This window comes from Paenibacillus foliorum (genome assembly GCF_013141765.1).
Lineage (GTDB): Bacteria > Bacillota > Bacilli > Paenibacillales > NBRC-103111 > Paenibacillus_S > Paenibacillus_S foliorum.
On sequence record NZ_WHOD01000121.1, the window covers coordinates 135,483 to 159,857 of the forward strand.

Below are 24,375 nucleotides of genomic sequence, written 5' to 3' on the forward strand. Positions count from 1 at the left end.
TCTCCCGAGTATTCAGTTTACTTAGCTGCCTTCATCCATTCAGGCTTAGAAAAGCCTTTGAACTGCTCGTCGATGATTTTTTCGAAATCCTTGGATTGAATCGTTTCTTTCAAATCCTTACCCAGCTGCGTATCGATATCTTTCGAGTTTACAACCAGTATATTACGGAAGTTTTCCGACATGTTTTCCAGTTTCAGAGCTGAAGTAAGATCCATTTTAGCAGCAAGAGCAAAGTTCCCAGGAACCAACGCCAATTCAGAGCTATCTATGGTTCTAGGCAATTGAGCAGCTTCTAGAGGCTTAATGTTAAGCTTCTTCGGGTTTTCCTCAATATCCTTTTCGGACACTTTAGCCGGATCCACATCCTTCTTCATCTTCACAAGACCGATGTCTTGAAGTAGAACCAGTGAGCGAGCTAGATTAGCAGGATCATTCGAAATCGTTAAGGTGCTGCCTTCTTTAATTTCTTCTAACGATTTGAACTTCTTGGAATATAGACCCATTGGCGCTGTCGGTACACTGATAACTTCCTTCAAATCAAGGTTGTTGTCTGCAGCGAATTTCTTCAAGTAAAGAACGTGCTGGAACAGGTTAGCATTCAATGAACCGTTCGCAAGCGCTTTGTTAGGCTGAACGTAATCGTTAAATTCAACAACTTCGATGGTGTAGCCCTTTTTCTCCATAATCGGCTTAATAGCTTTGGTTACCATGTCGCTATAAGGACCGGCAGTAGCACCGATTTTCAATGCTTTCTTAGGTTCTTCTTTCGGTGCCGCTGTGTTTCCCGCAGCGTTATTCGTTGTACCTGCTCCTGATTTGGTGCCACAACCGGCTACAAACAATGAAAAGGCCAATGTCAAAGCCATAATGATAAAAAGGTTCTTTCTCATGATTTTGGACTCCTTCTTGATGTGAATTTTATATAATTAACGTTTATCCACTTTGCGCGCAGCCCAATCACCAAGGAACTGAATAATTTGAACCAAAGCGATTAGTAGAATAACCGTTGTAAATAACACTTGATTGTCATAACGATAGTACCCGAAGCGGATCGCCAGATCTCCGATACCCCCACCTCCGACTGTACCGGCCATAGCTGAGAAGCCCAGCAGACTAACCGCTGTAATCGTCAATCCAGAGATGATACCAGACTTGGCTTCAGGCAGCAGTACCTCGCGGATAATCAGCCACGGCCTCGCTCCTGCAGCTACTGCTGCTTCTATGACACCCTTGCTGACTTCCCTCAAGGAAGCTTCGACAAGCCGCGCATAGAATGGGATAGCAGCCACGGATAATGGCACCGCCGCGGCCGATGGACCGATCGTCGTTCCGAGAATCCATTGAGTAAAGGGCAATAGCAGTACAAGTAAAATGAGGAACGGAATGGACCGGACTACGTTGGACAGTACGCCCAGCACCATATTAACGAACCTGTTTTCCGCAAATAATCCTCTATCGCTAATAAATAACAATATTCCCAGCGGAATACCTATAATAATCGCTAGAATGAGCGACACACCGCACATATATAAGGTTTCGTAGAACGCCTTAAGCATGTCCGGCAACAGCTTAATCAATCCATTATCACTCATTGGTTACGACCTCCTCTACACCGCAGGATTGGTCCACTAGAAACTTCAGAGCATGCTCAATCTCATGGATATCCCCAGTGACTTCCATAATAAACATCCCAAGGGGCTTGTCTCCGATATAATCGATTTTGCCATGGATAATGTTCGCCTTCACAGGAATAGCTTTGAGCATTTCATAAATAATCGCCTGCTCTGCGGCTTCGTTCTTGAACATAACCTTCACAATTTTGCCATTAGGATCCCGTTTATCCCATAGCTTCTGAGGGAGCTTAAACTCCAACGAGTTCTGAACAAATTCTTTAGTAAGAGGCTGCTCCGGATTGGCAAAAATGTCGTAAACTGATCCCTCTTCGATGACTTTTCCATTATTCATGATTGCCACCTGATGGCATAAGTCCTTTACAACATCCATCTCATGAGTGATGAGGACAATCGTTAAGCCTAACGTTTGGTTGATCTCACGAAGCAGCGTCAGAATTGACTGCGTTGTCATCGGATCGAGTGCAGAGGTTGGTTCATCGCATAGCAGCACCTGCGGGTCATTCGCTAATGCCCGAGCAATCCCCACCCGCTGCTTCTGCCCTCCACTAAGCTGAGCGGGATAATTATCCGCTTTATCGGCTAACCCGACGAGCTGCAGCAGCTCTTGGACCCTCTGACCAATGACGGACGCTGGCTTGCCCGCCGCCTTCAATGCAAAGGCTACATTATCAAACACGGTTTTGCTGCTGATAAGATGAAAATGCTGGAAGATCATCCCGATCTTCTGTCTCGCCAGCCTCAGCTCACTTGTGGAGAGAGACATCAAATTCACACCATCTACCAGCACCTCGCCGGAAGTAGGCCTCTCCAGCAAATTGATGCAGCGCAGCACTGAGCTCTTTCCCGCTCCACTATAACCGACGATACCGTAAATCGCTCCTTTATGGACCGTCAGATTCACATTATCGACACCAATAACCGTACCTTTTTTCGTTCTATATTCTTTATGTAGATGCGTTAGTTTAATCATGCTTGTCCCTCCAAGATGATAAAAACGCCTTTTCCGTTAGAAAAGGCATCACCTTCGTAGCTTACTTATTCTATATACACGGATATTTAAATATATCGTTTATCCAAGCTTGGAAGAGCAGTTATAACAAATAATATTTTCCATTTATTGGATGTGTTTGAATGAAACAATACAATTGTTAAGGTGCACACAGTACAATAAATCATACTATTATAGTCGGATATTGTCAATGCAGCAAATGTATCCATTTATTGAACATTGGTATTTTATTATTCATCTCAATACTAGTCGTCACATAATCTCCATATTCATGTATTGGGTGGCCTCTGCAATCTCAACCACTGAACCCAGCGCATTAAGGGGATGCAGCTTTCCCATATAAGCAAAGGATGCACTTCCGGTTTCTTCCGAGACGATGAGCACCAATGCATCGGTCCTCTCCGTCAAGCCTATCGCGGCACGATGTCGAGTTCCCATTTTTGTATCCTCTTCCACTAATAAAGCTGAAACCGGTAAAATATTGGCTGCTGAAACAATTCGGTCAGACTTGATCCATACTGCCCCATCATGCAGCCTATTTCCAGGATAAAAGATAGATTCCAATAACGAATGACTAAGCGTCCCTTCTATTGAAATACCTGAATGGATGAAGGCATCCAAATTATCGTTCCTCTGAATGACAATCAGTGCACCATGCCGACGCTCGGACAAATGTCGAATACTTATAGAGAGCTCTGAAAAGCTGCTTGTAAAAGAAGACAGGTAGCATTGCAAGTAGAATGAAGCAGCTATAGACTCCACTTTATTGAAAGCTTCCCTTACTTTATCAAATTCGTTGAGAAGACAATGTGCTTCATCATCCAATAGTCGTATGCTATGCTGAATTTCAGCTGCAATATAGTTCAAATGCTGGTTTAACTCGTCCTTCATAGGCGATACATCACAATTTGGGGATTGCATCCAGAGCACCTCGGCCTGTTCAGAATTCATAAAAATTTCCTATATTAATAATATGTACATCTATCCAAAATTGTATGAAAAAAGATAAAGCGGCCATCCCAAGTTGTCACTCAGGATTAGCCGCAGTATGCATGAATATGCAGTTTCTAAAATCCAATCTTTCCATCATTAAAACCGTTATGATCGAGATCAACGAATATATCGTACTGATCTGGCATTCCGTCGTGATCCATATCAAAGAAATGATCAGTGCTATCCGGAAAGCCATTATGGTCCATATCTATGAATAGATCATGACTATCCGGTATTCCGTTGTGGTTCATATCGAATAAAATATCCGCGTGATCCGGCATCCCATTATGGTCTAAATCCATCGCTATATCATACTGGTCGGGAATACCGTTATGATTCATATCCAGGAACGAGTCCGTTTGCTGCCAGCCGCCTGGACGAAATGGGTTGTTATACAAGATGGTTCCTCCTTAATCTAAATTGTTAGTCAGATCGTCGTCAGGGTTTGTTTGCTCATAGCCGCCCCCATCCTCCAAGGTCCTATCCTCAGAGGTATCACCATCGCCATCCCGCCAATACCCCTCAACAGATACCCCATCCTCCCTTTCATAGCCCTCAACGTAATGGGGTTTTACAAAATGGGTTTCTGCTATGGAAGATGCATGGTCACTCTCTTTTGTACTTGTTTCCATTTCCTTAAAAGGATCATTTATAGAATGCAGTGGATTCCGAAACATGGCTGTCAACCTCCTGTTTGATTAAGGATATATTTTGTCCGCAAAGCTGAACGGTTTCGTGAACTTTTTCGATTAAATCATGTTTTTTCACTATAACGGATTCATCGATGGGCAGTTGCTTGAACGTATAATATTGCCCCAGCCTTTCAAACAGCGCTTGCTTAATTGGCGGTTCCTCTATAACTGGTTTATAAGACGCTCCCACCTGTTGAACAAAAGCATACATCGCTCTATTGCATTCGGCTATAAAATACGGGTACAGTGTCTTCATCAAATGATCAAAGCTGTCCAGAGCCTTAAGCAAATAGAAGTCAAGCCTGTGCATCTCATTTTGATGTCGAATATCTTCTTGCTTAATCATATCGCCCTTCGCAAAGTAAGCATTCAATGCCATAAAGCCGGCAGCCGGTATTGACACGGGGAGTGCCAAGGGATGGAAGAGGCCTAGCACCGCAACACCAGCCGCAGCTTTATAGCGCTTGCTTGTTCTTTCATTTATAAATTGCTCCATCTTCACCCTAGGGATAATAGCAAAAGATACAGCTAACAGCGCGCTCTCCGTTTCATACAAAGTTCGTTTTAATTGACTGGTGATTCCTATTAATTGCTGTTGGAACTGCTTATATGCACGGTCATCAAGAGACACCCCGACGGTGGAGAGCAGCTTGCGGTCCTCTTGTTCGAATAGTGCTGGAAGGTAGATGGCTATCTGGTCCATCCTCTTCTTCTGGGCTTGGATGCTATGATATAAAAAATTTACCAAGTTCCTATTTTTTATTTCTACGCTCTGTTTCTTCAAGCTGATCTCTTTAATGCCCTCTTCAATTGTAATCAGCTGTCCGAATAGATGGTACAAAGCGAAATCATTAGCAACACGGCCCCAACTCAAAAATAGCTGCTTCGGATCGGTTTGCGGCAATAAGGCGGCTTTTTTATAATAATAAGCTTTATGTATAATTCCTTGAACTTCGTCATAAGCAAGGGATATCCGATGTTTACGGTTGTCCGAAGCGATTTCTATTTCCACAAAGGGCGATCCTGTATCTGTACTTAATCCAGCAACCGAGATGTCGCTAATATCTGCATTAAGAAACCGCTGAAGACATAGCTGCGGGGATTGGTACAAAGTTAGCTCCTTCTCCGTATGCACAAAATAGAACGGCTGCAGATTGGCAAGGAACCCCACTCTGGTCTCTTCCATACTTTTGCTCGGTATCCGCTTTCCTGCCGTAGACTTGTCCCGCTTCTCTTCGCTATCAAAAACAAGTAATCCGATCTCCCACCGATGCAGCAAAAACCACTTCCGCTCATCAATGATCCCTTCCAACTCAGAATAGGAGATGCTATCAGTCAAAGTCATTCCTTTATCCAATAGGAGCCGAAGCGAAGTTGGGGAAAACAATACATCTACCGATTCCCCCTCATAGTTTACACCAAGCCAAATGCCATACAGCTTCCCTGCGTTTGTCACTACTGCATGATCCTGCTTGATATAAGTCTTTGTGACATAAGTCCGGGTGATCTCATCTAAAAGTTTTACTCGGAAGGCTCTATTCTGCTTCACGACCAGGAGCTGCTGGCTCTCCGCAGAGTAAAAGAACGCATCATCTTTTACCGTGAATTCCTCAACCACCTGTAAACTTCCCTCATCCAGCAATCGAATTCTGTGAGGCTCAGCTACTAAAGTCAATGAAGTATTGTGTTGCTTCGCATTGTTAATGAATCCGGTCAAGGCTACAGGATGCAAGGTTCCCGTGTCTCCAATAACGTCTTTTATTTTCGGCGAATTATTGTACTTCTCTACGATTTGCTTCAGATGCTCGATGTAGGGTAAGAAAAATTTAATCTCCGCTACCTCTCTATTTTCCACACGAAAAGAACCGCCGATATGAACCATACAGTTAGGATCTATTGATAATTGGTTTATCCGATGGAAAGGAATTTCCCACTTATCCAACTTTAAGGTATTAGCCTCCAATCGGAACTCTCTTAATTTGTAGAGAAACAAGAAATCCTGCACGTAGCAATGAACCGGGGGTGAGGTACTTATTTTAAAAATCGACTTCCTAGTGCTAGAAAATAATTGGATAAATTCTGATGCAGGCATTGAGAATGAAAAGCTCATTCGACTTTGAAATGACTCGTTTACGAGACTGACAACATCCTTATTGAAGGTAGTCTTTACACCCAAGCTTGCCGCATCATATACTTCTACACGTTCATTACCAAAAAGACCGCCAGTATCGTGCGCAAAAATTCTGCCTTGATTCGTAATATATAGCGTATGTGTGCCTACAAAAGACTGCTCCGGAAGGGTAAACCCACCAATACGGGAGTATACGCTTTCCTCCTGATGACGAAACCTGGTTTTTACTGCATCAATGGTCATATGATCTTCTCCTGTTGACTAAAATAACGCTTTTCTTCCAGATACATAGTTCTAATGAACTATATCTCCAGTGTACTACATTTTACAAATATTTACCTTAAAAGTTAACCGAATTTACATTTAATAACATGAATTTTCATTATGGCTTAACAAAGCGATGAACAACATTCCCTTCCCGCGGAACCATACAGACAGTAGTAGATGAACATAAAAAAAACGAAAAGCACCCTAAGGGTGCTAGTATTAAATGCCTGATATCCAAACTAGTTAATCTAAAACTTAATGCTAATCTTTCCGAAATACGATCCCTTTTCCAGGTAATGGAGCGCATCGATAGCGTCTTCGAAGGGAAATACGCTATCGATAACCGGACGAATCTCATTCTGTGTGATGCCACATGCCCTGTTTTCTTAATCTTCTGTCAGCTGCTTAGTCGAAGCCATTCCATCCATACCTTTTTCCACATCAACAATCTTCGCATCAATCTCAATTATTTCCTGGTCTCCACGATCGAGTTCCCCGAACCACTCTTTCATTTTGTTAACCGCTTTTTGCTTCACATCGTTATCCAAGTGGTTAGCAATCGTCCCTAGCACAAAGAGCAATGCCGCCAAGTCATCTCCGTAACCTACAACCGGAATAAAATCAGGAACCAAGTCAAAGGGAAGTATTAAGTAACCAAGAGCCCCGTAAATTTTCATTTTATCCTTTAGAGGCACATTAGGGTTTTCAATCGCATAAAAGGCAAGAAGGGCGCTATATACTACCTTTTTCCCCGCTTCAATAGCATGCTTCTTTAACTTCTCCCAGAATGAATTCTCGGAATAGTTGTTCTCGTAATTACTCATGGCTACAATTCTCCTTTTCTTGGTAATAAAAAAATCCGCGAAAAATCACGGATTAAGTAAGCAGATGATGGGAATCGAACCCACGCCACCAGCTTGGGAAGCTGAAGTTCTGCCATTGAACTACATCTGCAAAAATGGTTGGTGCCAGATCCTAAGAATGATAAGCCAGAAGGCGCTTCCATTCCACTTACACTTGCACTATATCAAGATTCTTTACGAAATGCAAATGTTTCTAAATAAATATTTTTAGGCCATTGTATCTACAGTCTAGTGAGCTTGTAAAACTGTAGTTTACAACAGCCACGAGTTTGTTTTTACGGCTTCAACTCTTAACCCCTCATCTTGTAAGCTTCAGGGTTTACCAGATTTCTTATCCTTTCGCCACTTAATCCCATAAGGATATGGCGAGCAGTCAATTCGGCCATTTCCATCCTGGTAGCAACGGTGGCGCTTCCTATATGCGGCAGCAGCACTACATTTTCAAGACCAATCAAAGGGTGGTCCGCACGAATCGGCTCGACTTCAAACACATCCAAGCCCGCGCCCCAAATTTTGCGTTTTTTTAATGCAGCAATAAGGGCCGTTTCATCAATATTGCTTCCTCTGGAAGTATTAATCAAAATAGCGGTCGGCTTCATTAAAGAAAGCTCTCTTTCGCCGATCATCTTACGTGTTTCCAAAGTGGCAGGAGCCAGCATCACTACAAAATCGGAAGCCTGAAGCAAGTTATCCAGCGAGCTGTACTCGACACCTAGCTCTTGCTCCATATCTTCTCTTCGTCTCCTGTTATGATATAAAATTCTCATACCGAAACCAGCAGCCCTTTTGGCTACCCCTTTTCCAATTCCACCCATCCCGATAATGCCGATTGTGGAATTGTAAACATTTTGCCCGGTCAAAAGCATTGGCCCCCAGCCTCTCCAGCTGTCTGCCTTGATGAAGCTCATAGCCTCCACTACTTTTCGCGCAGTTGATAGCAAGAGAGCAAACGTCAAATCTGCCACTGCTTCCGACAGAACATCGGGCGTGTGCCCAACAGGTATGCCTCTTGCCGTGGCTTCCCCAATATCTATATTGTCATAACCAACTGCCATCGTACTGACAACCTTCAGGTTCGGAGCCGCTTGAAATACATTTTTATCTATTCGGTCCGATACGTTGGTGAACAGGGCATCGGCATCCTTTACTTGTTCCAGCAGCAGCTCATAAGGAATCGGCACATTTTCTTCTGGCCACATGTAGGTGGTGTAGTTCGCGTCCAACTTTTGTTTAATGATTTCCGGAATACGTCTGGTTATGACAATCTTCATGAGATCCTCTCCCGAAATTAATAGGCCTTTTCAAGTAAATCAATGAAGCCTCCTATGGTGGCTGCGCGCGGGTTGTTTCGAATTAACCGCTCAATTTGTATCGCTTTTTCCGCAATTTCGGGCAACTGCTCCCTCTTGATCCCAATCGAATGAAGCTGGGTCGGCAATCCAATCTGCTGCAAAATATCAATGATATGAGAGACGACCAACTGGATCTTGTCCGATGCTAAATGGAGATTATGAGCAGGAATATGCAGTGCTTGTGCTAGCTTATTGATTTTATCTCCCGTAGTACGGGCATTATAGCTAATAACATAAGGCAGCAGAAGGCCTGTTACTTCTCCATGAGGTGATTTGGATAACCCTCCAATCGGGTAGGCCAACGCATGAGCCGCAGCCGTACCTGCATTGGAAAAAGCCAATCCGGCTAACAAGCTCCCCAAAAGCATGTTAGAGCGTGCTTCCAGGTTAGTCCCCTGCTGGACAGCCGTTACCAGGTTCTTGGAAATAAGTTCAATCGCTTGTAAAGCTAGAGTGTCGCTTATCGGAGCCGAGCCTTGGAATAAAATATCGCCTTCCGCTTGGATATATTTAAAATCCTTGGCCAGGTAGGCCTCAATCGCATGAGCTAAAGCATCGATGCCTGAGCACGCAGTTACATAGGGAGGCAGCTGCATGGTCAGCTCGGGATCCAATAAAGCAACCGCCGGTCTCAAATAATTGTTGGAAATCCCAACTTTAATGTTATTAACCGTATCCGTTACGACAGCTACCGATGTCACTTCGGAGCCGGTGCCTGCCGTTGTAGGTATAGCTATCAAAGGGGCAATCGCAGATGGAATCGCGTTCTCGCCAAAATAATCCTGTGGCTGTCCCCCGTGCGCTACCAGAAGAGCAACTACTTTTGCCAAATCAATGCTGCTTCCTCCACCTAGCCCGATTATGACATCCGCATTTATTTCCTTTTTGGCATATTCATAGCATTCCAACACTTTAGAAACCGGAGGTTCCGGAGTTGTACCGTCAAACACTTTAACCTGGAAGTTATCTTTCTCCAAAATATGCATAACCGTATTCAGTATACCGGATTGAACGATTCCCTTATCGGTAATGAGGAATATATTACGGGCATTCATGTTTTTCAAAAGCTCGCCTAGTTTATGAATGGCACCATTGCCGAATATAATTTTCCCTGATGGGAAATAAGACCATGTATCCCTCATATGCTGATCATCTCTCTTCGACTAAATATCAAAAACAACTAATTTTTCATTCGTCATTTCTTCGATGGCATACTTCGGACCTTCTTTTCCATATCCGCTATCCTTCACACCGCCATATGGCATAATATCTGCTCGAAACGTCGACACATCATTGATAATAACGCCACCAAACTCCAATTCCTTGGCAGCCTTGAAAGCCAGCTGAAGGTCGGATGTGAAAATACCAGCCTGCAGCCCGTAATTGGAATCATTCGCTGCATTCAGCGCTTCACTAATGTCGCTATAGGGAGTAATGCAAACTATGGGGGCAAAAACCTCCTGGCACATCACCTTCATTGAAGATAGCGTATTGGTCATAATGGTTGGGTATAAAATAGCACCCTCCCGATGGCCTCCGTGAGCGATCGTTGCTCCCTGTTGAACAGCTTCCTGAATCCATAGCTCTGCTCGCGCTGCTTCCTTCTCGGAAATCATCGGCCCAATATCGGTTTCATCAAGCTCGGGGTCGCCCACTCTCAGCTTCGATGCGGCTTCAATTGACTTTTCAACAAAGGCTGCGTATACGTCTTGATGCACATAAATCCTTTGCACGGAAATGCAGGCCTGCCCTGCGTTAGTAAAGCCCTTGTTCACACATAATTGGGCTGCTCTATCCAAATCCGGTGCATCTTTATGAACAATATTCGGAGAGTTGCTTCCAAGCTCCAAGGTCACCTTGCGAATACCGGAGGCTGCTTTAATCTGCTTGCCGACCTCCGTACTCCCGGTAAAGGTATACATCGCTATGCGGGTGTCCTCTAATAAATATTGGCCGATCTCTCTTCCAGGGCCGTTTACGATATTTAAAAAGCCCGGCGGAAGGCCTGCCTCCAACAATATGGCTGCCATTTGAGCGGCAATTTGCGGTGTTACGCCTGCCGGCTTTAATATAACCGTATTGCCTGCAGCAAGTGCAGGCGCAATTTTATGAGCTACTAAATTGAAAGGGAAATTAAACGGCGTTATCGCACACAGGACACCTACAGGCACACGCAATGTAAAGGCAATTTTATTATCACTGCCCGGCTGTCCTTGAATAGGAACCTCATGCCCTTGCAGTCTCTTGGCCTCTTCAGCAGATGCGATGAACGTTTGAATTCCCCGCTCAATCTCCATACTGGCGTCTTTTAGTACCTTGCCACCTTCCCGAACAATCGTCAGGGCAAGCTCTTTTTTCCGCTGCTTAAACAATTCGGCCGCTTTCATCAAAATCTCGTACCTTTGATAAGGTATCAGCTTCGTTGTTTTGAACGTTTCCAAAGCATTGCCAATCGCATGACTAACGTCTTCCCGAGATGATTTGGTCACTTTAACAATCACATCTCCGGTATATTTATTGAGAACGTCAAAGGTTTCTGATCCCATTATCCATTGTCCGTTAACCAAATTCCCTAACGCTTCCACTGTATGCTTAGACATTCTCCAGCTCCTCCCCAAATAATCCTCTAGTCGACTCGATATTTCTCAATGTACTCTTCATCTACATCCGTTCCCATTCCCGGTACGTCCGGAAGCAGAACTTCCCCGTCCACCATGGTCAGTCGAGTTTTCAACAGCCCATCTTCTTTTTTCAAGCTACCGCTTTCCAAGAAGATTGCATTAGGCAGAACGCACAGCATATTCACATTTGCCGGTCCGCCGCCATGGCTTGCGATATGATGTCCAGCCACATCCGTAATAGCTCCGATTTCTAACCATTCCGTAGGTCCTCCGGCTCTTCGGTTATCAGGTTGATAGATGGAGGCAGCTCCAGCTTGAACCGCATCATAAAATTGGAATTTGGAATAAAAGTTTTCTCCAATAGCTATTGGGATATCCAACGCCCGGGCCAATCTTGCTGAACTCTCCTTATGCTGTGGGATCAATGGCTCCTCAAACCATCTGACTCCCAACTGCTCATAGGCTCTTCCCCGACGAAGCGCTTCCTTCTCATCAAATCCCTGATTGGCGTCAACCATAATTTTAATGTCAGGCCCTACTTCTCTTTGCGCTATTTTAATCCGTTCGATATCATTCTCCAAAGAATATTTACCTACTTTAAGTTTAATGGCCTTAAATCCTTCTTCCACGGTTTCGATGCATTTGGCCACATATTCCTTTTCTGTATCGACATACCAACCAGCCATGCAATAAGCAGGGATACGATCACGAACGGCGCCTAAAACCTTCGCAGTCGGCAGATTGGCTTTTTTTCCAATAATGTCCCAGAGAGCAATATCAATAGCCGAGATGGCAAAATGCGAGAAACCCTCTGCACCGTGATAGTCAGCAATACTCCACAATTTTTTGCGGATTTTGCGAGTAAAATGTGGATCCTCCCCAATAAGATGCGGCCCCAGCTCTGATTCCAGCATCAGCTTCAAGATCGCTCCGCTCGCTTTTCCTCTACCGAAAAAACTAGATCCATACCCTATAATACCTTCATCCGTATGTATCTTGGTTACTACTCGAGTGCCCGCATCATAAGTGTGCAGCGCGTCCTTCATCGGATTTTTAACTTCCGTTACAATAATTACAGCTTCCAGCTTCGTGATTTTCATGAATAAACCTCCTAAGAATTTAGTTTCATTACTAGCCCTTGATCCCTGAAGTTGCAATGCCTTCAATAATGTATCGCTGACAAAAGACGTAAAACAATAAAACAGGCAATTCAGCTATAAAAGCTCCTGCCATCATAAGATGCCAGTGAGTGGTAAACTCTCCTTGGAACGTTCGCAAACCAACTTGAATCGGTTGTAGAGCTACAGAATCTATAACAATAAGCGGCCATAGAAACGAATTCCATTCGCCCAAAAATATAAATATACCCAAGGTCACAAATGCTGGCTTAGCCAACGGAATCATGATATTCCAGTAAATTCTAAACCGGCTGCACCCATCTATTCTTGCCGCTTCCTCAAGCTCAACAGGGATAGAGAGAAAGAATTGCCTTAACATAAACACCCCGAAAGCCGTAAATAATTGGGGGAAAATCAATGCGTTATACGTGTTCAACCAACCGAATTCCTTCATAATCAAAAAGTTGGGAATCATCGTTACCTGCTGCGGTATCATCATGGTTGTCAGGAAGCATAGAAAAAGGGTGCTTTTCCCTTTAAAATTCAGTCTCGCAAACGCATAAGCTGCCAAGGAAGAAACCAATATCGCCAATACCGTCACCGAGATAGCAACAAAAAATGAGTTTAGAATAAACCGTCCCATCGGGATGCTTTGAAACACTTCCACATAATTGCTAAAACGAAATGTCTCAGGAATCCAACGAATCGGAATTTCGCTTACTTCATCCAAATTTTTCAAAGAAGAGGATACCATCCAAATAAAAGGGAGGATCATAATTCCGGAAAAAGTAATTAGAATCGCGTACGTTATCAAATCTGTAATTCGTTTCAGGGTCGACCGTTTTATGGCGATGGACGCTTTTGCGGTTGATTGGATAGTTTCCATGGATTAAGCGGCCTCCCTTCGGTGATTGACATAGGACTGAATCATAGTAACGATTAAAAGAATAAGGAATAAAACCCAAGCAATAGCCGAAGCATAGCCCATATTGAAATATTTGAATCCCTGCTGATAGATGTATAGAACCAACGTGTTTGTCGAAGCGCCGGGACCGCCTTCCGTCATGATCAACGCATATCCAAACACTTGAAAAGAGTGGATAATCGAAATCACCGTTATAAAAAAGGTAGTAGGCCGCAACAAAGGAAGCGTAATTTTCCAAAACATGTTCCACTTGCTCGAACCATCAATCTCAGCCGCTTCATATAATTCCTTGGGCACATTTTGCAAGCCTGCCAGAAAAATAACCATATTATAGCCAATCGTTTTCCAAATCGTTACAATGATGATCGAGGGTAACGCCCAAGTTGTGCTGGTTAACCATGTAGGAGGATTCTGAACTCCAAATTCCCTCAATAACACATTAATTAAACCGACATCAGGGTTGTAAAGCCACTTCCAGACCAGAGAAATAGCAACTGTCGAAGTCATTACTGGCAGGAAATAGACCGTTCTCCACAGGGCAATGCCGAGTATTTTTTGATTTAACAATAAGGCCGCTGCCAATCCCAAGGCGATACTTAACGGAACAACACCGACCGCATACCAGAATGTATTTTCCAGTGCAATCCAAAATATTTTATCCTCAGTAAAAATTTTGATAAAGTTCCCAAACCCAATAAATTTCGGACTCGATAAGGTATTCCATTCATAGAAGGAAATAACTAGAGAGGTTACCAACGGAACTGCGGTGAAAATACCAAACCCGATTATGGCCGGCAACAAAAAGTAATAGGCTACCATCGTGTCATTTAACAAAAATTTCCTCGACATGCTGCATTCCCCTCAATATTTATTTATGAAACCGGACAAGAAGGGGCTACAATCCTTATCCGGTCGCTAACGACTATACTTACAACTTGAACCCGGATAATGGAAAAATCTGTTGTTGCATCATCCAGAAGGAAGGTTACTTAGGCATTATTGCGTTAACTTCATTCTCAATGAGCTTCAATGATTCATCGATCTTACCGTTTTTATCTAAGAAATAGAGACCGAGGTATTTTTTAATAATGGTATCGGTTTGTGTCCAAATCGGATTGGTAGGCTTTACACCAGAATGATCCGTATAGCTTTCCAATGCGACTTTACGGTCAACTTTAAATTTATCGCCCGGCAAATACTTTTTCTCGTCGTTAAGTATGGACTTTCTTACAGGAGCCGAGAATCCGGTGCTGATCAGAATTTCCTGCCCCTTTGGTCCGTTAATAAACTTGGCTAATTCCCATGCCGCTTCTTTGTTTTTGCTCGCTTTCGGTATAGCTAAGCTTGTAGGTGATAAAGCTCCCAAACGGTTTTTGGGACCCATAGGGAACAAAGCAAGGTTCCATTCGAATTTAGCCTTTTGCATGGTCGCAATAAACGATCCCGCGTCAAAATGCATCGCTATTTTTTCATTCATGAATAAAGATTGCGGAGTTCCATTTGTATATACGCTTGGGTTCGGAGCAATTTGATGAACATAGATAAGGTCATGTAAATACTGGAATGCCTTTCTGCTTTCAGGTGAGTTAAGAATAAATTTTTTCCCGTCTGGGCTAAAATAATCGCCGCCCGCTTGCCAAATGTAGCTTGCGCCAATGTCCGACATTTCCCCTTGGAAGCCAATCGCGTACACTTTCTTATTAGGATCGGTGCTGTTGTTCGTCAGCTTCTTTCCTTGCTCAATTAATGTATCCCATGTCCAGGTGCTATCCGGGTATTTCACGCCAGCCTCGTCAAAAATCCTCTTATTGTAAAAGATTGTTCTGCCAGCTGAATTCCGAGGCAAAGCCCATATCTCTCCGTTATATTCCATTGCTTTCATCAAGCGCTCGAAGTTGTCGCCCAAGTTCTCTTTATCCCATTCACCTTTAATCAGTTTGGTTTGTGGCTCTAATACACCAGCTGCAGCAAAAGAGATTAAATCGTTAGCTGTAAAATTGATAAGATCGGGTTGGGTTCCGCCAGTGAATGTGGTTTGAATTTTGGTTAAATACTCCGCTGGAATGTACACAGGCTCAACCGTAACATTCGGGTACTCTTTCATAAATGCATCCACTACGGCAACATGCAAAGCTTTTGTATCTGTATCGCCCCAGAAAGAATATTTAATAGACACTTTTTTATTAGGATCAAATTTGGGTACTGCCGCTGTCGGTGCCGATGTGCCTGGAGCTGGCGTACTTGCAACTGGCGCTGGACTGGTTGAACTGCAAGCACTTAAAGCAACTGCTGATATTGCGATCAGAGCTATAGCTTTGGTATTCTTCATTTCTTAACCCCTCCTGATTTTGGCTAATACATGGCTTACCACTTTGTCCCACAACTCATGTGAATTCCTCGATCACCTCCAGCTAGTAATCAAGCCAACCCAAAGATAGCGCTTACAAAACTCTATGTAATAAAAGAGAGATAATCCTTGGGCCATCCAAACTGAATCCAAGATAATTAAACTCTCTCCTAAGAAAATCAAAGCTTCTTTAAATCCTTATCCCTTTTTTGCAATAAACGATTTTTGGCATCCCAGATGTGGTTAGTTACGGCTTCCTCAGCACGATATATATCACGGGATCGAATAGCCTCCACAATTTCCTCATGCTCGGCTGAAGCCTCGTACTGATCCACTTCACCTCTTACGTGATAAAAACGAGCGATGTGCAGATGACAATGCATGCCCCCGTACGCATCCGTTAGAAATGAATTTTCCGTTGCCTTTACCATAGTTAAGTGAAACAGATGATCTAATTGATTAAACTCAAGAACTTCCTTATAAGATGATCCCATCTTTATCGAAGCGATTTGCTCCATTAAACGGGTCATTCCATCCAATATATGTAGACGATTAAATCGGATTATATTGCGAATCGCGTGCGTCTCAATCAAAATTCGAGCTTCCAGCATATCCGTCATACTTTGATCGTCCAAAATGCCACTGACCCGATATCCCTTATAAGGCTCAAGTATGACCAACTTCTCGGAATGAAAACGGGAAAGAACTTCTCTTAAAGGGATTGGGCTAATATTTAACTCCTTTGACAGGTGATCAATATTAATCTTTTGTCCGGGAGATAATTTCCACTCAAAAATCTGCTCCTTTAACAAATTATAAATATACTCCGTAGTGACTCCTTTTTCTTTTTCCTTATTCATTCACTTCCGCCTTCCCTTTCGTTGAAAGAAAATCCAATAGTTCTCATTCGCAAAATGATAATATAGCAATAGTATATAATCATATATTATTTGTCAATGAGTTATTTGAAAATTATGTATATTTGGCAATATTTTCGGTTTATTGGGCAATTACTTAAAATAATCATATATTATACTACCATCAAGTAATTAATATAATATATGATTATCATATGATAATCATCTGCAATAAAGCTTCTTCCAGGTAAATGTTGCAATAGAGCACGGTGACCTTCGACTTTCCAACCAATTGAAAGCTCAAAAAAGACTCCAGAACCACATTAGTAGTGGTTTTAGAGTCTTATTTTTTTTAGGTTAGGGTCACGTTACTGCCTACGGTCTCGAAGATTTATCAAATGCCACTAGTCGGAATGATTATTCGCCCGCGCCAGCTTGCTGCGAAGCACCATTTGCAATACTCCGCCATGGCGGTAATAATCGATCTCCGCTTCGCTATCAAATCTCACCAATGCCTCGAATCGCTTTTGGTTTCCCTTCTCATCCACCGCGGATACAGCTACTATTTGTCGCGGCCTGATACTTTCATCGATTTCAATTTCAAAAACCTCTGTGCCGGTAAGACCTATCGAATCGGCATTTTCTCCTTCCTTGAACTGAAGAGGGAGAACTCCCATCAAGGCAAGATTACTTCTATGAATACGTTCAAAGCCTTGTGCAATAACCGCTTTAACACCAAGAAGATAAGTAGCTTTCGCCGCCCAATCGCGTGAACTCCCCATACCGTAATCATTTCCGGAAATAATGATCAATCCCGTGTCATCCTGTCGATACTTCATGGCTGCATCGTAGATCGGCATAACCGCCCCGCTTGGAAAATACGTCGTCAAGCCTCCCTCAGTGCCCGCTGCTACCTGATTGCGAAGCCTGATGTTGGCAAAACCCCCGCGCATCATGACATGATGATTCCCACGCCTAGCTCCGTAAGAGCTCAGGTCTCCTGTTGGGACGCCATGATCCATCAAATATTTCCCGGCGACACTATTAGGCGGGATCGTACCGCCTGCCGGGGAAATATGATCCGTAGTAATCGAATCTCCCAGCTTGGCCAGCACCCGTAACCCTTGAAGCTGGCGGATTCCCCTAGGGTCCAGGGGCATGTTTTCAAAAAAGGGCGGGTTTTGCAAATACGTTGACTGCTCATCCCATTCATACAGCAAACCTTCGGTGGTTTCCAAATGATTCCAATCTCTATTTCCCGTAAAAATCCGCTCGTTGCGATATTTAAACAGCTCTGGAGTTACGGACTCGGCGATTATCTTTTGAACCTCCGCTTCAGATGGCCATAGATCTGCCAAATATACATTCTTCCCTTCCTGGTCCTTGCCTATCGGTTCGTTTCGAAGATTTATATCTACCGTACCCGCAATAGCGTAGGCAACTACAAGCGGTGGGGAAGCAAGGAAATTGGCTTTAATAAGAGGATGAATGCGTCCTTCAAAGTTACGATTCCCGGAAAGAACGCCGCATACGATCAAATCATTATGGACAATCGCGTCTGCAATTTCTTCCGGAAGAGGTCCGGAATTGCCCACACAAGTCGTACAGCCGTAGCCTACGAGATAGAATCCGAGCTGTTCCAAGAACGTCAGCAAGCCTGCTTTCCGCAAGTAATCGGTAACTACTTTTGAGCCCGGTGAAAGGCTGGTTTTCACATAAGGGGGAACGGTCAACCCTTTCTCCACTGCCTTTTTAGCGAGAAGCCCTGCGCCGATCATCACATTCGGGTTCGATGTGTTGGTGCAGCTCGTTATGGCCGCAAGCACGATAGAACCTGTTTGGAGCTTCGACGTCGCTCCGCCTGAATGGTGAACTAGCACTTCTTTGTCAGTCTCGTCTTTGGGCAGACCATATCCGTTATTCCCCGTTTCGTGGGTCAATGTTTTTGTAAACGTCTCCTTCACTTCCGAGAGTCGGATGATGTCTTGCGGCCGTTTGGGACCGGCCAGGCTTGTTTCAATCACTGAAAGGTCAAGATCAATAATTTCTGTATAGGCGGCTTCCTCAGATTCAGGCGTATAAAACAAACCGTTGGCTTTGCAGTAAGCTTCGACAAGCTGAACCTGCTCCTCCTCCCGTCCCGATAAACGCATGTAATTCAATGTCTCCTGATCGACTGGAAACATCGTCATCGTAGCTCCATTCTCCGGAGACATGTTCGAAACCGTCGCTCTATCGGCCAAGGATAAGTGAGCAACTCCTTCACCGCAAAACTCGACGAATTTGCCGACTACTTTTTTCTTGCGCAGAAGATTCGTTACGTACAAAGCCAAATCGGTGCCCGTGGTACCGGCAGGCAGCTTACCGCTCAAGCGGATTCCTATCACTTCAGGAGCTGGAAAGCAGGAGGGCTGACCGAGCATGCCAGCTTCAGCTTCAATGCCGCCGACTCCCCAGCCAACCACACCGATGCCATTGATCATGGGTGTATGGGAATCCGTACCGAAACAGGTATCGGGGTAAGCAAGATATTCACCGTTTTCTTCTTCAACGCTATAAACGACAGGAGTCAAATATTCAAGATTCGCTTGGTGGATAATTGCCGTTGAAGGCGGCACAGCACGGAATTTGTCGATGGAATTCGTTGCCCATTTGAAAAACTTATACCGCTCATAATTCAGTTCAAAGCCCCGGTCCACATTATATTGAAGCGCATCCGGCGTGCCGAATTGATCCACTTGCTCCGCGTGGTCGATAACAAGGTCGACAGGAATTTCAGGGTTAATCAGCGCCGGGTCCCCTCCCATATCGCTCATTGCTGTTCTCAAAGAAGCCAGATCCACGACGACAGGGATTCCGGTAAAATCCTGCAGTACAATCCGCGCAGGCTTAAAGGGAACGTCAACGTTCTCCTTCATCTGCGCTGTCCCCCATTGAGCAAGGTTTTCAATATGCTCTATAGTAATCGTCTTCCCGTCATATTGGCGCAGAACGGATTCCAATATGATTTTAATAGAGTAAGGAAGCCTGGAAATAGCGCCTGCACCCGCTTCCTCCAAAGCCTGAAGACGGTAGTAATAATAGGTTTTCCCGTTTAATGTGAAATTGGAACGGGCTGCATAAATATCATTTCGTATTGATGTCATGGTTGGCTTCCTCCGTCTCTTAATGCCTTAATGTTTATTCAGGAATGTACAGGTCACCCTTCATAATTCTCCTTGCCGTTCGGTCTAGCCCAATGGAGACAACGTCCTTGCCATCCTCCGTCAATGAAACGCGAACCTCCGCAATCCCCTCCGGATGACCGATTCGAATGATTTGGCCCTGAACCCCGTCCTTCTCAACTGCAAAACGATTGGGTATGGTCCCCTGCAGCAAGGCGGCAGCCGCAAGGTTATAAAGTCCGCTCCCGGCGAAAGTTCGATGGAATTTCCCCATCGAGAGCATCCTGGCTACAATATCGACTTCTTCTTTCCTGATCAGCTTGCCGGCAGAAGTGACGTAGTCCTGCGGCTCCGCTACCAACGCGATTTTGGGAACAGAGCCTGCGACTTCTTCCGGGGACTTGGCCATTCCCGCATGAATCGCCATCCGACTGCGGATGGCTTCGATTTCTACCAGCAGCCCTTCGTTCATCGTCAGCTCGCTGCTCGGCTCCGTTCCTTTTACACCCAAATCGTTAGCGGCTACGTACACAAAAGGATTAACCACATCGACGAATGATACCTCATAAGCTCTTCTGTCCGTTTCCATGCTGAATAGAACATCGATCGGCAAAGTCTTTCCCGTTTTTGCACCGCCAGGGTTCAAAATATCGACGGCAAATTGGGCTCCGGTACCCGATACCCCAGGCATGACATAGTCGCCTGACACTCTCGCTCTGCCATTCACAACCGGCACCTTCAGCTGAAGCTTTTTCTTGATATTGGTGTTAAATACCGACACGTTCACATAGTCAGTGGATGGGTTCGCTATAACTAATCCTTCATCTACAGCAAAAGCGCCGACGGCAGCCATCAAATTACCGCATGTCCCCTTGTCGTCTATTATTTCTTCACCGATTCCGATTTGATAAAACGTATAATCCACATCCACTCCGTCCAAAAGTGACTGGGAGATGACACATACTTTACTTGTGTGGGAGGTCCCGCTGCCTAGCCCATTAATTTGATTAACGTTATAAGCGTCGATCCCATGAAGAAAAATCTTTTTCTGCAATTGCGCATCCTCGGGCAAGCTGCTTTTCACAAAAAATATTCCTCGGCTAGTACCGCCTCTATAAACTGTGCATGGAATGGAAAATTGGGACATATCAACGACCTCCAGATAGTTATTGAAAGCTCAAGCTGGTTTCAGTTTAGAGCAAGCCGCAGAGAAAAAATAATACTTATTCTTTATTGCTGGCCATCAAGATTTTGAATTTCATTTAATCGGAGACAAAATATATAGTTATATAGAGGCTTAAAAATCAAAGGGAGAGTTTATTCTATGGAGGGGATTACTTTGAAACACAACATCATTGATCAATTTCAACAAATTCCAACAACCTGTATTTCCGATGCTATGCAGGGAATGAATAATTTGGATCCCCGAGTTAAACCTTTAACGGAGGAATACCGGATTGCCGGCAGAGCCTTGACCGTACAAATGCCTGTTGGTGATAACATGGCGGTGCTGAGAGCGATCAGGGAAGCCAAGCCCGGGGACATTCTGGTTGTGGATGCCAAAGGGGATGAATACCGCGCCATTGCAGGGGATTTTGTTGTAGGGATGGCCCAATCGTTAGGAATTAAAGGCATTATCGTTGACGGGACCATTAGGGATATTCTAGGCATTAAGAAGCTCCATTTCCCTGTTTTCTCCAGAGGAACTACTGCTGTTGCCAGCGGCAAGGCTGGTGGAGGAGAAATTAACATTCCGATTTCATGCGGCGGCGCTCCCGTACATCCGGGCGATATCGTCGTCGGTGACGCCGATGGAGTAGTTGTCGTGTCCCAGGCGCTGGAGCAGGAGGTACTTAGAAATGCGCTGGCCAAGCTGGACAAGGACAACATGCGTGCGGCGCAATATTCGGGGAATCCGGAGAAAATCATTCAATATCTCGATGAGATTATTGGCACAGCCCAATGAAAGTAAACAGCCCTCTACCCTTCATAATTAATGGACATTTATAAACAAAAAAATGGGTAAAGGAATCATCCCTTCCCCATTTTTTATCGCCGTCTACAACGGTTCGCTCAAATCCACAGCTTCCATAAATTGAACAAAAGCTTTTACCAGATTTAACTCCAACGCTTCTTCGTGATAATACATCCACGTTCTTCTTAATATTGGATTGCCATTTTTATCTCTAATATTGATTTTGTTAATATTCGGGATGCCTTCAAGAACGAGGCTGGGCATAATAGCATAACCTAACCCTCTAATAACCATTTCCCGGCATGTTTCGACTTTATCCACTTCCATGCCAATCACTGGAGGATGCGTGAAATTTTCTATCCACCAATCGTTTACCAGCGATTTAAACCAATAGTCTGTTTGATAATCTATCCTTGATAAGTTAGGAAGATCATCCATATTTATTTCTTCTCTGGATGCAATACAGACGGTCTCTTCAAATATAAGCTGCTTCCGGTCTCCCCAAGGGTAGTCCCCCCTGACAAAACCGATATGAACATGCTGATTATAGATCAAATTAAGTACATCCCGGCTCCAGCCTGTGACAACTTTGAATTCCACATCAGGATATTGATTTTTAAACAACTCTAAAATTCCCGGCAATTTGTTTCGCGTAAAATAATTTGAAACTCCCAGCCTCAACGTTCCTGAGACCTTATTGCGTAAATTGAGAACATGATCTTTTATTTTATTGGTCTTTAAAAGCATCTCGTCTGCGCACTTGGCTAAGTATTCACCTTCAGGTGTAAATTCAATGCCTCTGCTTTTCCGTTGAACGATTTGAACGCCAAATTCCTTTTCCATTTGCTGCAAACGGTTTGTCAAAGCAGGCTGTGAAATAAAAAGAAGCTGAGCCGTTTTGGTAATATTGCGCTGCTCGTAAAGCACCTTTAAAATCGTCCAATCCCTATCATCCATTTATATCACGAACCGATCCATAAATTGATGGACTGGCGTTTGCTCCAACTCCTGTTGATTTAAGCACAGCTCCATAATGGCTTGCGATTGCTTGCGCGGAAAACGAGTTGCCAGGTTCGCCTCATATTTCTGTTCCAGCAGCGGAATCCCCTCCGCACGTCTCCCCTTATGGCCGATCGGAAACTCCACTTCCACCTTCTCCGTACTACTGCCGTCCTTGAAGAAAATTTGCACAGCATTAGCTATCGAACGTATGTCAGGCTCATGGTACTCGCGGGTATAACGGGCATCCTCCTGCGTGATCATCTTGGCTCTAAGCCAATCAATTCGCGGATCGCCTGCGACCTTATCCTCGTAATGATCCGATGTTAATTCACCATAAATGAGGCCTATAGCCACCATATACTGCAAGCAGTGATCGCGGTCTGCCGGATTATGCAGCGGTCCCTGCTTATCGATAATGCGAATGGCAGACTCGTGTGTGGTCAAGACGATATGATCGATATCCTCCCATCTGCCCTTTATCTCGGGATACAGCGCTATCGCGCATTCCACTGCAGTTTGCGCATGAAATTCCGCTGGATAGGAAATCTTAAACAGCACGTTTTCCATCACATAGGAACCATAAGAGCGTTGAAACTTGAATTCGTTTCCCTTGAATAACACGTCATAGAAGCCCCATGTTTTAGCGGTAAGCGCCGAAGGATAGCCCATCTCGCCTTTTAGAGCCATCATGGAGAGACGGACGGCCCGGCTGGTGGCATCTCCGGCAGCCCAGGATTTACGGGATCCCGTATTCGGAGCATGACGGTATGTGCGAAGCGCTTGACCGTCCAACCATGCGTTGGAGACCGCATTGATCATCTCCTCCTTCGATCCGCCGAGCAGCTTCGTTACAACCGCCGTTGAAGCGACCTTCACAAGCAACACATGATCCAGCCCTACGCGGTTAAAGCTGTTATCAAGGGCAATAACGCCTTGAATTTCATGGGCTTTGATCATCAAGGTGAGTACATCCTTCATCGTCAGAGGGGCCAGCCCTTCGGCAACATTGTTTCTGCTGATATAATCGGCAACGGCAAGAATTCCTCCAAGATTATCGGAAGGATGCCCCCATTCGGCGGCAAGCCATGTATCGTTATAATCCAGCCAACGGATCATGCAGCCGATATTAAATGCTGCCGTTACGGGATCCAGTTGATATTGGGTTCCGGGAACCTTTGCCCCGTGAGGCACCACGGTTCCCGGAACAATGGGTCCAAGGTGCTTCGCGCACTCGGGATACCTTAATGCAAGAAGGCCGCAGCCGAGCGTGTCCATCAAGCATAATCGTGCCGTTCGATAGGCTTCTGGGCTATTTATCCCGTAGTCGTAAACATAGTCGGCTAAATCCAGCAAAACCTGATCCGGTTCTGGTCTATCGTTGCTGATATGAAATGCCATAGAATTACCTCCGTGTAAGCTTGATCC

The 24,375-nt window shown here is 44.4% G+C and carries 22 protein-coding genes and 1 tRNA gene; 1 reads left to right on the forward strand and 22 read right to left on the reverse strand.

Annotated elements, in window-relative coordinates; translation table 11 throughout:
• Positions 1-17: 17 nt before the first annotated feature.
• The 20 genes from GC093_RS32245 to GC093_RS32340 form a co-directional block, all read right to left on the reverse strand.
• Positions 18-890: a MetQ/NlpA family ABC transporter substrate-binding protein gene (locus GC093_RS32245; protein WP_171656047.1), complete on the reverse strand. Its 873-nt coding sequence runs from the start codon at positions 888-890 to the stop codon at positions 18-20.
• 36 nt (positions 891-926) lie between these two features.
• Complete coding sequence (locus GC093_RS32250; protein ID WP_171656048.1) at positions 927-1,592, reverse strand: methionine ABC transporter permease; 666 nt, start codon at positions 1,590-1,592, stop codon at positions 927-929.
• The gene (locus GC093_RS32255; protein WP_171656049.1) at positions 1,585-2,604 is read right to left on the reverse strand and encodes a methionine ABC transporter ATP-binding protein; all 1,020 of its coding nucleotides are present in this window, start codon (positions 2,602-2,604) and stop codon (positions 1,585-1,587) included. The genes GC093_RS32250 and GC093_RS32255 overlap by 8 nt, the downstream gene beginning before the upstream one ends.
• A 291-nt stretch (positions 2,605-2,895) precedes the next feature.
• The gene (cdaS, locus tag GC093_RS32260) at positions 2,896-3,564 is read right to left on the reverse strand and encodes a sporulation-specific diadenylate cyclase CdaS (protein WP_171656102.1); all 669 of its coding nucleotides are present in this window, start codon (positions 3,562-3,564) and stop codon (positions 2,896-2,898) included.
• A gap of 146 nt (positions 3,565-3,710) precedes the next feature.
• Positions 3,711-4,034 (reverse strand): hypothetical protein, encoded by a 324-nt coding sequence (locus GC093_RS32265; protein WP_171656050.1) that lies wholly within the window; start codon positions 4,032-4,034, stop codon positions 3,711-3,713.
• Between the two features lie 12 nt (positions 4,035-4,046).
• Positions 4,047-4,313, reverse strand: coding sequence for a hypothetical protein (locus GC093_RS32270; protein WP_171656051.1), 267 nt, complete (start codon positions 4,311-4,313; stop codon positions 4,047-4,049).
• Positions 4,282-6,702, reverse strand: coding sequence for a hypothetical protein (locus tag GC093_RS32275; RefSeq protein WP_171656052.1), 2,421 nt, complete (start codon positions 6,700-6,702; stop codon positions 4,282-4,284). The genes GC093_RS32270 and GC093_RS32275 overlap by 32 nt, the downstream gene beginning before the upstream one ends.
• A 272-nt stretch (positions 6,703-6,974) precedes the next feature.
• Complete coding sequence (locus tag GC093_RS36515; protein ID WP_171656103.1) at positions 6,975-7,094, reverse strand: zinc-binding dehydrogenase; 120 nt, start codon at positions 7,092-7,094, stop codon at positions 6,975-6,977.
• A gap of 18 nt (positions 7,095-7,112) precedes the next feature.
• Positions 7,113-7,550 carry a YkvA family protein gene (locus GC093_RS32285; RefSeq protein ID WP_171656053.1) on the reverse strand — a complete coding sequence of 146 codons (438 nt, stop codon included), beginning with the start codon at positions 7,548-7,550 and terminating at the stop codon, positions 7,113-7,115.
• A gap of 59 nt (positions 7,551-7,609) precedes the next feature.
• A tRNA-Gly gene (locus GC093_RS32290) sits at positions 7,610-7,680 on the reverse strand.
• 199 nt (positions 7,681-7,879) lie between these two features.
• A complete protein-coding gene (locus tag GC093_RS32295; RefSeq protein ID WP_171656054.1) occupies positions 7,880-8,860 on the reverse strand; it encodes a 2-hydroxyacid dehydrogenase in 981 nt (326 codons plus the stop codon).
• 17 nt (positions 8,861-8,877) lie between these two features.
• Entirely contained in the window at positions 8,878-10,083 is a 1,206-nt protein-coding gene (locus GC093_RS32300; protein WP_171656055.1) for a hydroxyacid-oxoacid transhydrogenase, read from the reverse strand.
• A 21-nt stretch (positions 10,084-10,104) separates the two neighbouring features.
• Entirely contained in the window at positions 10,105-11,541 is a 1,437-nt protein-coding gene (locus GC093_RS32305) for an aldehyde dehydrogenase family protein (RefSeq protein ID WP_171656056.1), read from the reverse strand.
• Positions 11,542-11,567: 26 nt separating this feature from the next.
• Positions 11,568-12,662, reverse strand: coding sequence for a mandelate racemase/muconate lactonizing enzyme family protein (locus GC093_RS32310; protein ID WP_171656057.1), 1,095 nt, complete (start codon positions 12,660-12,662; stop codon positions 11,568-11,570).
• A gap of 31 nt (positions 12,663-12,693) precedes the next feature.
• On the reverse strand, positions 12,694-13,566 hold the full coding sequence (locus GC093_RS32315) for a carbohydrate ABC transporter permease (RefSeq protein WP_171656058.1): 873 nt from the start codon (positions 13,564-13,566) through the stop codon (positions 12,694-12,696).
• A 3-nt stretch (positions 13,567-13,569) separates the two neighbouring features.
• Positions 13,570-14,454: a carbohydrate ABC transporter permease gene (locus tag GC093_RS32320; protein ID WP_171656059.1), complete on the reverse strand. Its 885-nt coding sequence runs from the start codon at positions 14,452-14,454 to the stop codon at positions 13,570-13,572.
• A 136-nt stretch (positions 14,455-14,590) separates the two neighbouring features.
• Complete coding sequence (locus GC093_RS32325) at positions 14,591-15,934, reverse strand: ABC transporter substrate-binding protein (protein WP_171656060.1); 1,344 nt, start codon at positions 15,932-15,934, stop codon at positions 14,591-14,593.
• Positions 15,935-16,131: 197 nt separating this feature from the next.
• Entirely contained in the window at positions 16,132-16,812 is a 681-nt protein-coding gene (locus tag GC093_RS32330; protein WP_171656061.1) for a GntR family transcriptional regulator, read from the reverse strand.
• A gap of 401 nt (positions 16,813-17,213) precedes the next feature.
• Positions 17,214-19,955, reverse strand: a complete 2,742-nt coding sequence (acnA, locus tag GC093_RS32335) for an aconitate hydratase AcnA (protein WP_171656062.1) — start codon at positions 19,953-19,955, stop codon at positions 17,214-17,216.
• Between the two features lie 34 nt (positions 19,956-19,989).
• Positions 19,990-21,120, reverse strand: a complete 1,131-nt coding sequence (locus GC093_RS32340; RefSeq protein WP_171656063.1) for a PrpF domain-containing protein — start codon at positions 21,118-21,120, stop codon at positions 19,990-19,992.
• A 192-nt stretch (positions 21,121-21,312) separates the two neighbouring features.
• Here GC093_RS32340 and GC093_RS32345 point away from each other — a divergent pair, with 192 nt between their 5' ends.
• The gene (locus GC093_RS32345) at positions 21,313-21,939 is read left to right on the forward strand and encodes an RraA family protein (RefSeq protein WP_281365350.1); all 627 of its coding nucleotides are present in this window, start codon (positions 21,313-21,315) and stop codon (positions 21,937-21,939) included.
• A 93-nt stretch (positions 21,940-22,032) separates the two neighbouring features.
• Here GC093_RS32345 and GC093_RS32350 read toward each other — a convergent pair whose 3' ends face one another.
• The gene (locus tag GC093_RS32350) at positions 22,033-22,905 is read right to left on the reverse strand and encodes a LysR family transcriptional regulator (protein WP_171656065.1); all 873 of its coding nucleotides are present in this window, start codon (positions 22,903-22,905) and stop codon (positions 22,033-22,035) included.
• Positions 22,906-24,348 carry a bifunctional 2-methylcitrate dehydratase/aconitate hydratase gene (locus tag GC093_RS32355; protein WP_171656066.1) on the reverse strand — a complete coding sequence of 481 codons (1,443 nt, stop codon included), beginning with the start codon at positions 24,346-24,348 and terminating at the stop codon, positions 22,906-22,908.
• Positions 24,349-24,375: the final 27 nt, after the last annotated feature.

Bases quoted from the DNA above. Each gene is read 5' to 3' on its own strand.
- GC093_RS32275 (WP_171656052.1), bottom strand. From the start codon at position 6,702: ATGACCATTGATGCAGTAAAAACCAGGTTTCGTCATCAGGAGGAAAGC.
- GC093_RS32355 (WP_171656066.1), bottom strand. From the start codon at position 24,348: ATGGCATTTCATATCAGCAACGATAGACCAGAACCGGATCAGGTTTTG.
- GC093_RS32350 (WP_171656065.1), bottom strand. From the start codon at position 22,905: ATGGATGATAGGGATTGGACGATTTTAAAGGTGCTTTACGAGCAGCGC.
- GC093_RS32245 (WP_171656047.1), bottom strand. From the start codon at position 890: ATGAGAAAGAACCTTTTTATCATTATGGCTTTGACATTGGCCTTTTCA.
- GC093_RS32285 (WP_171656053.1), bottom strand. From the start codon at position 7,550: ATGAGTAATTACGAGAACAACTATTCCGAGAATTCATTCTGGGAGAAG.
- GC093_RS32255 (WP_171656049.1), bottom strand. From the start codon at position 2,604: ATGATTAAACTAACGCATCTACATAAAGAATATAGAACGAAAAAAGGT.
- GC093_RS32310 (WP_171656057.1), bottom strand. From the start codon at position 12,662: ATGAAAATCACGAAGCTGGAAGCTGTAATTATTGTAACGGAAGTTAAA.
- GC093_RS32330 (WP_171656061.1), bottom strand. From the start codon at position 16,812: ATGAATAAGGAAAAAGAAAAAGGAGTCACTACGGAGTATATTTATAAT.
- GC093_RS32300 (WP_171656055.1), bottom strand. From the start codon at position 10,083: ATGAGGGATACATGGTCTTATTTCCCATCAGGGAAAATTATATTCGGC.
- GC093_RS32305 (WP_171656056.1), bottom strand. From the start codon at position 11,541: ATGTCTAAGCATACAGTGGAAGCGTTAGGGAATTTGGTTAACGGACAA.
- GC093_RS32320 (WP_171656059.1), bottom strand. From the start codon at position 14,454: ATGTCGAGGAAATTTTTGTTAAATGACACGATGGTAGCCTATTACTTT.
- GC093_RS32250 (WP_171656048.1), bottom strand. From the start codon at position 1,592: ATGAGTGATAATGGATTGATTAAGCTGTTGCCGGACATGCTTAAGGCG.
- GC093_RS32295 (WP_171656054.1), bottom strand. From the start codon at position 8,860: ATGAAGATTGTCATAACCAGACGTATTCCGGAAATCATTAAACAAAAG.
- cdaS (WP_171656102.1), bottom strand. From the start codon at position 3,564: ATGCAATCCCCAAATTGTGATGTATCGCCTATGAAGGACGAGTTAAAC.
- GC093_RS32340 (WP_171656063.1), bottom strand. From the start codon at position 21,120: ATGTCCCAATTTTCCATTCCATGCACAGTTTATAGAGGCGGTACTAGC.
- acnA (WP_171656062.1), bottom strand. From the start codon at position 19,955: ATGACATCAATACGAAATGATATTTATGCAGCCCGTTCCAATTTCACA.
- GC093_RS32270 (WP_171656051.1), bottom strand. From the start codon at position 4,313: ATGTTTCGGAATCCACTGCATTCTATAAATGATCCTTTTAAGGAAATG.
- GC093_RS32315 (WP_171656058.1), bottom strand. From the start codon at position 13,566: ATGGAAACTATCCAATCAACCGCAAAAGCGTCCATCGCCATAAAACGG.
- GC093_RS32325 (WP_171656060.1), bottom strand. From the start codon at position 15,934: ATGAAGAATACCAAAGCTATAGCTCTGATCGCAATATCAGCAGTTGCT.